The following is a 6,924-nucleotide window of genomic DNA, read 5'->3' on the forward strand; positions in this document are numbered from 1 at the left end:
ACTAGTCCTGGACGTGCAGGACGATGGAACCGGTTGTTCGGCGACCCTGCAGGTCGCGGTGGGCCTGCTCGGCGTCGGCCAGCGAGTACTCGCCGGAGATCCGGAACTTCAGCGCGCCGTCGACCACAGCCTGGGTGACGGCCTGGGCCCGCATCCGGAATTCACCTTCGCCGGAGGTCCAGGCACCGATGGAGGGGCGGGTGAGGTAGATGGAGCCGTGGGTGTTGAGCAGCTGCGGATCCACCGGCTCGACGGCACCGGAGGCGGCACCGAACAGACACACCACGCCGCGGGGACGGACGGCCTCGAGGGACTCTGAGAAGGTGTCCTTGCCCACGCCGTCATAGACGACGTCGACGCCGACTCCACCGTTGCGGCGGCGCACGACCTCGGCCAGGTTGTCGGAGTAGCGGAAGACTTCGGTGGCCCCGGCCTCCATGGCCAGTTCCGCCTTCTCGTCCGTGGAGACCACGGAGTAGACCCGCACGCCCTTCGCAGCGGCCATCTGCGTGGCCAGCAGCCCGACGCCACCCGCGCCGGCGGTGATGAGGCAGGAGTCACCCTCCTGCAGGTTGTACACACCGTAGGTGAGGTAGTGGGCGGTGATGCCCTGGAGCAGCATCGACGCGGCGACGGCGGGTTCGACCCCCTCGGGCACGGCGACCAGACGCTCACGGGGAACACAGACCTGCTCGGCGTAGGAGCCGAAGGCGTCACACCAGGCGACGACCGTCCCCTCGGCGATCTCCCCCTGCGGATCGTGCACCACCCGGCCTGTGCCCTCCAGCCCGGGGACGAAGGGGACACTCGCGTGGTAGGCGCCCTCGCGGTAGTAGGTGTCGATGTAGTTGACGCCGGCCACGAGGACGTCGACAAGCACTTCGTCGTCGTTCGGGACCGGCGCCTCGATGTCGCGCAGGACGAGGACCTCGGGTCCTCCGGTTTCAGTGATCTGGATTGCCTTCATGGCATCCAGGCTAGCGATCACTCGGCGGTGACGGTGGCGTTTTTCTCTTCGCGGGTGATCCGGCGCAGGCCGTGGGCGTAGAGGAAAGCCGAGAAAGCGACGACGACCGAGCTCATCGCCACGTGGGCGGGGATGGTCCAGCGGGGGACACCGAGGTTGAACTGGATGACGCCGATGGCCCACTGGACGGCGATCATGAGAATGAGCACCCACCCGGTGTTCTTCGCGTCCTTGGCGGCCATCCCGCGGTAGAGCAGCCAGACGACGGCCAGGGTGGCGGCCAGGTAGACGTACATGGTGCCGGCGTGGACGAGAGCCATGACCTCGATGTCGACGTCGAGGCGACCCTCCATGCCGACCCCGTCATCGCCCGAGTGGACACCGGCGCCGGTGGTCATGGTGCCGGTGACGAGCACGACAGACAGGCACACGGCGGCGACGATGGTGAGGGTGCGGATGATGGGGGCGAACATCCGCACCTGCGGCAGATGGTCGGGTTCCGCGAGTCGCATGTAGAGCAGGGCCGCGATCCAGACGAGCACCATCGAGGGCAGGAAGTGGATCGCCACGGCCCACCACTTGAGGTCGAGGTGGACGGAGATGCCGCCCAGGACGGCCTGGATGATGATGCCGACACCCGAGAGCACGGAGTAGACGATGATTTCTTTGCGACGCCCCGCCCGCAGCACCGCGATGAACACCGCGATGGCGATGGCCGCCAGGACGAAGGTGAGCAGGCGGTTGCCGAATTCGATCGCCTGGTGGATGGCCGGCGCCGCACCCTGGACGGGAACCAGGGAACCCTCGTGGCAGTTCGGCCAGGTGTCGCAGCCGAGGCCGGATCCGGTGACACGGACGATGGAACCGGTGACGGTGATTCCACCCTGCGCCAGCAGGAGGATGAAGGCCAGGATGCGCTGGAGGCGCACCGTCGGACCCTTCGTGGTGGTCGGGTGGTCGGTGGCGGTCGCAGAAGTCACGGCGCCCATCCTATCTTTTCGACGTGCGGGATTGAACTATTGACGGGTGTGAGGAAACTCTAGGCCTCGAAGCGGAACCATCGGACGGCCATCACCGACGCGGCCACGGCCCACGCCCCCATGACGGCGATCTCCAGCCAGGGGATGACCCCGGCGAAAGCATCGGTGAGCCCGGCCGCGAGGGCCACGGTGGGGATGGCGGTGTACCAGCCGGCGGTGTCCAGGCCGGGGGAGAACACCACCCAGCCGAGGGCACCGACGAGGACGAACCAGATGAGGTTGGCCAGGGCGAGGACCATCTCGGAGGACAGCGTGCCGCCCATGAGCATGCCGAGGGCGGTAAAGGTGGTGATGCCGAGCAGGAGGATCACCAGGCCGAGGGCCACCCCGCCCGGGGAGGCACGCCACCCGAGGAACAGCGCCACCGAGCCGAGCAGCAGGACCTGCAGGGCCGACATGGCGGCCACGGCGATGACCTTGCCGAAGATGATCGTCGAGGCGGGGACCCCGGACGCGCCGGTGCGTTTGAGCGCCCCGTAGCGCCGGTCGAAGGCCACCGCGATCGCCTGCCCGGTGAACCCGGAACTGGAGGTGGCGATCGCCAGCACCATGGGCAGCAGCTGCGCCAGAGAGGTCTGTTCCCGAAACATCGGCATGGTCGCCGTGAGGACGAGGGCCACCAGGGGAATGATGACGCTGAGCAGCTGCTGTTCCCCGTGGCGCAGGAACAGGATCGTCTCGGTGCGTCCCTGGGCGGCGATCATCCGGCCGCGGGGGGCGCGGCGGGGGGCCGGGGTGAAGGTGCCGGGGGAGAATCGGGTGGTGGTCATGTCAGCTCCTCAGGCTCCGTCCGGTGATGTCGAGGAAGACTTCCTCGAGGTTGCGGTGGTCGACATCGAGGCGGCGGATGAGCACGCCCTGATCGGCGACCGCCCGGGTGACCGCGGCGATGCGCTCGGGGGTGGCGTCGGCGGACAGGCGGTAATGCAGGGGGCGGAGCGCCTCGACGCCCGGAAGGTCCCGCAGGGCGTCGTCGATACGCGGAATGTCGAGGGGGGTGTCGGTCTCGAAGCTCAGGCGGGAGCCGTCCTCGGAGGTCAGCTCGGACGGGGTGCCGGAGGCGACGACGCGTCCCTTGTCGACGATGACGACGTGGTTGGCCAGGGCCTCCGCTTCGTCCATGAGGTGCGTGGTGAGGATGACGGTGACGCCGTCGCGGCGTAGGGCGTCGATAAGCTCCCAGACGGCGAGGCGGGACTGGGCGTCGAGGCCGGCGGTGGGTTCGTCGAGGAAGACCAGTTCCGGGCGACCGATGATCGCCAGCGCCAGGGAGAGGCGTTGCTGCTGGCCGCCGGACAGGCGGCGCCAGGTGGTGCGTCGCACGCCGTCCAGGCCGAGGATGTCGATGAGCCACTCGGGATCGTGGGGGTCATCGTTGTAGGCGGCGGCGAGGCGGAGCATCTCGGCGACCCGGATCCCGGAGTAGGAGCCCCCGCCCTGCAGCATGATCCCGATGCGGGCGCGGACGTCCTCGGGGTGGGTCACCGGATCGATGCCCAGGACGCGGATGGAGCCGGAGGTGGGGCGTTGGAACCCCTCGCACATCTCGATGGTGGTGGTCTTACCGGCGCCGTTGGGTCCCAGCAGGGCGAGGACCTCTCCGCGGCGGGCGGTGAGGGACAGGCCGTCGACGGCGGTGGTGGCGCCGAATCTCTTGACCACATTCCCCAGCTCCAGGGCAGGGGTCGACCCATCGAAAGTTGCAGACACGGTTAATCAGTGTAGGCCACGGATCGTCCCACGCCGCATCAGCCACCAGCCGAGTCCCACCACGACGGCGAATGTCACAGCCGCCCCGAGGTAGATGGAGGCGATCGTCAGCGGGGGCAGGGCCAGCCCGCGGGGTAGCACGGTGAAGGAGAAGAATGCGGAGTAGGCGACGACCGCGACGCGGAAGACCACCTGGTTGGCCCACGCCGCCAGCGGCAAGATCGCCCAGAGCATGTACCACGGGTGGACGACGGGGAAGAGAATGACCAGCACGAATGTGGCCACGCCGAGCCCGCCGACGGGGTGGATGGTGCCGCGGAACGTGGCGAAGAGGAATCGGATGAGGAACCCTCCGGCGACCAGTACTCCGGCACCGCGGGTGATGAGCAGCATGGTGTCGGTGTGGTCACCGAGCCCCAGGAGCATGGCGAAGAAACCGGCGATCACGCCGATGTCGGTGGTGATCGACAGCCAGCTGCGTATCGACGCCGCCCCTCCCTGGCCCGTCACCCAGCCCAGGCCGATGCCGGTGGCCACGGTCACCACGGCAATGGTGGCCACCAACAGCGCCACCTGAATGACGGCGGCCAAAATCACGGACACCACCGGTCCCCGTCCGACGCGCAGGAAGTGCCGCGCAAGATTCATGCCGACGAATCCGAGCGCGAGGAAGCCGGTCACCTTCACCATGCCGGCGCCGGCGATGAGGATCGCCGAGACGATGATCAGTCCGGCACCGCCGGCAGGGTCGACGGGTTGTCCGTTGCGTCCCCCGAGCTTATCGACGCCCCGCAGACCCACCTCCAGCCCGACCAGCATGAGACCGAGCAGGATGGATTCATTGTGGATGCCGCCGACCAGGTGGAGAATGGTCAGCGGATTGAGCATGCCCAGCCACAGGGCGGTGACGGGGTTGACGCGGCAGCGGCGGGCCAGGCGCGAGATCGCCCACCCGGCGGCCACGAGCCCCAGCAGGGACACGAGGCGGTGGGCGATGACCCCGAGGGTGATGGAGTCGGCGGTGAGGTGGCTGATCGCCGAGGCTATCCCGAGTGCCACCGGACCATAGGGGGAGGGGGAGTGGGACCAGATGAAGGGCACGGAACGGGCCAGCGGGTCCTCGGGCCCCAGCAGGTCGACCGGACCGGCCGCGTAGGGATCCATCCCGCGGGCCACGATCGATCCCTGGGCCAGGTAGGAGTAGATGTCCTGCGTGAACAGGGGGGCGGTGAACAGCAGGGGGAGCACCCAGGCGGCGAAGGTGCGGGTGATGAGGGAGGGGGTGACGGTGGGGGCGACGCTACGCGGGCGTCGATAAGCAGCACCTGCGAACGGTGCCATGAGCACCCACGCGAGCACGAGGAGGCCTACCCCGACCAGCACCATCGCCGAGGACGTGGTGAGCATGCGCGCCATGAAGGCGCCGCCCGGAAAAGAGGAGTACGGGTTGCCCAGGACCGGCAGGGCTCCGGCGCCCAGGGCGCCCAGACCGATGAGCAGCGCGCCGATGGTGCCGATCCAGCGCAGCAGCTGAAAGCGGTTGAGTTCGCGAATGCCCAGGCGGGAGCTGCCCCGCGGGGCGTCCTCACCGGGGTCAATGTGGAGCAGCGCCGACCGGGAACCCGCCGATCCCAGACGCGGGAGGCTGGCGCCGAGGGCGCGCAGGGGGGCCGGTCGTCTGGAGGTCACCCGCCCATCCTAGCCAGCCGCAGGTTGGACAGCGGGAATGAATTAAGGAACACTAGTGTTGTCGAATGTAAGGGCGCCGGTCCACCACCCGGTGCCGAAGACGACTCTCACGACAGCAGAGAAGGAGGTGACGGCCATGGCAGACCACACCGACGGCCCGGAGACCCGGACCGTGGAGGGAGACACCCGCCGTCAGATCATGCTCATGCTGCTCAAACTCGCACCGGTCACGGCCTCCCACCTTGCCGAACGCCTCGAGATGTCCACCGCCGGGGTTCGCCGGCACCTGGACATCCTCGTCGCGGACGGCCTGGCGGAGACACTCGATCGGCGCACCAGGTCGGCCGGCTCCGCGGCGTCGCGTGGCCGACCGGCGAAGGCGTTTCGGCTCACTGACGCCGGGCGTTCCCATTTCGGGCACTCCTACGATCAGCTGGCCACCGACGCCCTGGACATCCTCCGGGACACCGGGGGAGCGGAGGCCGTCCGTCGGCTGGCGGACAAACGCATCGAGCGGATCGTCGAGGGTGTCACCCCGGCGGAGGAGGCCTCCATCGAGACAACAGCGGGGGAGTTGGCGGACGCCTTCGACCGTGCCGGGTACGCTGCAACGGTCACCCGTGCCGGGAACGGTATCCAGATCTGCCATCACCACTGCCCGGTGGCCCACGTGGCCGCCGAGCACCCCGAGCTGTGCGAGGCCGAACACGACAAGATCTCCCGTCTCGTCGGCGTCCATGTCCAGCCGTTGGCCACCATCACCGGTGGCCAGGGCATCTGCACCACCAATATCCCCCTGACACCCATCGAGAAACTTCCAGAAGAAAGGAGCGGATCATGACCCAGGCAACACCGCAGTCGCCGGAGAGCATGAGCGATGACCAGATCATCGAGTCCATCGGTCCGTACAACTACGGCTGGCACGACTCCGACGTGGCCGGCGCCTCCGCCCGCCGCGGCCTGAGCGAGGACGTCGTCCGCGACATCTCCGCCAAGAAGGACGAGCCGGAGTGGATGCTGGAGAAGCGCCTGAAGTCGCTGAGCATCTTCGAGCGCAAGCCCATGCCGACCTGGGGTGCTGATCTGTCGGGCATCGACTTCGACCAGATCAAGTACTTCGTCCGCTCCACCGAGGGTCAGGCCCAGTCCTGGGAGGACCTGCCGGAGGAGATCCGCACCACCTACGATCGCCTCGGCATCCCCGAGGCCGAGCGTCAGCGCCTGGTCGCCGGTGTGGCCGCCCAGTACGAGTCCGAGGTCGTCTACCACCAGATCCGCGAGGACCTGGAGGCACAGGGTGTCATCTTCCTCGACACCGACACCGCCCTCAAGGAGCAGCCGGAGCTGTTCCGTGAGTACTTCGGCACGGTCATCCCGGACGGCGACAACAAGTTCTCCGCGCTCAACTCCGCCGTGTGGTCCGGTGGCTCCTTCATCTACGTGCCCAAGGGTGTCCACGTCGACATCCCGCTGCAGGCCTACTTCCGCATCAACACCGAGAACATGGGCCAGTTCGAG

At 68.1% G+C, this 6,924-nt stretch carries 6 protein-coding genes and 1 pseudogene; 2 read left to right on the top strand and 5 right to left on the bottom strand.

Going from position 1 to position 6,924, the window contains the following annotated elements; all coding sequences use genetic code 11:
* Position 1: 1 nt before the first annotated feature.
* From Q4F73_RS10535 to mptB, 5 genes are read right to left on the bottom strand one after another with little or no spacing between them, the layout of a single operon-like run.
* Entirely contained in the window at positions 2 to 967 is a 966-nt protein-coding gene (locus Q4F73_RS10535) for a quinone oxidoreductase (protein ID WP_303359303.1), read from the bottom strand.
* Positions 968 to 984: 17 nt separating this feature from the next.
* Positions 985 to 1,956 (bottom strand): heme A synthase, encoded by a 972-nt coding sequence (locus tag Q4F73_RS10540; RefSeq protein WP_303359304.1) that lies wholly within the window; start codon positions 1,954 to 1,956, stop codon positions 985 to 987.
* Positions 1,957 to 2,006: 50 nt separating this feature from the next.
* Entirely contained in the window at positions 2,007 to 2,777 is a 771-nt protein-coding gene (locus tag Q4F73_RS10545) for an ABC transporter permease (RefSeq protein ID WP_303359305.1), read from the bottom strand.
* Position 2,778: 1 nt separating this feature from the next.
* Positions 2,779 to 3,717, bottom strand: a complete 939-nt coding sequence (locus Q4F73_RS10550; protein ID WP_303359306.1) for an ABC transporter ATP-binding protein — start codon at positions 3,715 to 3,717, stop codon at positions 2,779 to 2,781.
* Positions 3,718 to 3,723: 6 nt separating this feature from the next.
* Complete coding sequence (gene mptB / locus Q4F73_RS10555) at positions 3,724 to 5,406, bottom strand: polyprenol phosphomannose-dependent alpha 1,6 mannosyltransferase MptB (protein ID WP_303359307.1); 1,683 nt, start codon at positions 5,404 to 5,406, stop codon at positions 3,724 to 3,726.
* A 136-nt stretch (positions 5,407 to 5,542) separates the two neighbouring features.
* Here mptB and Q4F73_RS10560 point away from each other — a divergent pair, with 136 nt between their 5' ends.
* On the top strand, positions 5,543 to 6,247 hold the full coding sequence (locus Q4F73_RS10560) for a metalloregulator ArsR/SmtB family transcription factor (protein WP_303359308.1): 705 nt from the start codon (positions 5,543 to 5,545) through the stop codon (positions 6,245 to 6,247).
* Positions 6,244 to 6,924: pseudogene (locus tag Q4F73_RS10565) on the top strand (Fe-S cluster assembly protein SufB); the annotation flags it as partial. The gene Q4F73_RS10560 and the pseudogene Q4F73_RS10565, both read left to right, overlap by 4 nt.

The sequence above is a fragment of the Corynebacterium sp. genome (genome assembly GCF_030535495.1).
GTDB lineage: Bacteria > Actinomycetota > Actinomycetes > Mycobacteriales > Mycobacteriaceae > Corynebacterium.

Bases quoted from the DNA above. Each gene is read 5' to 3' on its own strand.
- Q4F73_RS10560 (WP_303359308.1), top strand. From the start codon at position 5,543: ATGGCAGACCACACCGACGGCCCGGAGACCCGGACCGTGGAGGGAGAC.
- Q4F73_RS10535 (WP_303359303.1), bottom strand. From the start codon at position 967: ATGAAGGCAATCCAGATCACTGAAACCGGAGGACCCGAGGTCCTCGTC.
- Q4F73_RS10545 (WP_303359305.1), bottom strand. From the start codon at position 2,777: ATGACCACCACCCGATTCTCCCCCGGCACCTTCACCCCGGCCCCCCGC.
- Q4F73_RS10540 (WP_303359304.1), bottom strand. From the start codon at position 1,956: ATGGGCGCCGTGACTTCTGCGACCGCCACCGACCACCCGACCACCACG.